This is a genomic window from Anaerotignum faecicola (assembly GCA_024460105.1).
Classification (GTDB): domain Bacteria; phylum Bacillota; class Clostridia; order Lachnospirales; family Anaerotignaceae; genus JANFXS01.
Genome location: JANFXS010000468.1, coordinates 1 through 406, shown reverse-complemented (window position 1 = coordinate 406; position 406 = coordinate 1). Strand labels below are relative to the sequence as shown.

Sequence of the window (406 nt, the reverse complement as noted above, 5' to 3'; positions counted from 1 at the left end):
ATGGTGATGCTTGGGTGGGTGAACACGGGCCGGAACTGGTGCGTCTTCCGCGAGGATCTCGTGTTGTGCCGAGCAATGTTGCTAAGAACGGAGCTGGAACAGTCAACGTATTTTACTGTACTATTGATGCCAGCAATGTTGATGATTTTAACAAAGTTGTAAAGTTGGCCCAGCAGGAAAACCAGGCGTATCGGACGGGAAGGAGTAAGATATAATGGCGGAACAGACAATTCTTTGTACTGGAGATACATTTATTAGTCGTTATTCCGGAAACGATAATAACTATAATCACACAGAACTTGCAATGTGGAGAGAGATCAATTCATCAAGTTTCATGGGGATTTTTCTCCAGTTTAATATACCTAGATTTGACAACAAAGAGATTGTGTCGGCGGTTGTAAGGTTA

At 42.9% G+C, this 406-nt stretch carries 2 protein-coding genes; both read left to right on the top strand.

Translation table 11 applies throughout. The features are described 5' to 3' along the window. A partial coding sequence (locus tag NE664_14915) for a hypothetical protein (GenBank protein ID MCQ4727927.1) occupies positions 1 to 215 on the top strand: 215 nt, incomplete at its 5' end. Then, on the top strand, positions 215 to 406 hold a 192-nt coding region (locus tag NE664_14910; GenBank protein MCQ4727926.1), incomplete at its 3' end, for a hypothetical protein. The genes NE664_14915 and NE664_14910, both read left to right, overlap by 1 nt.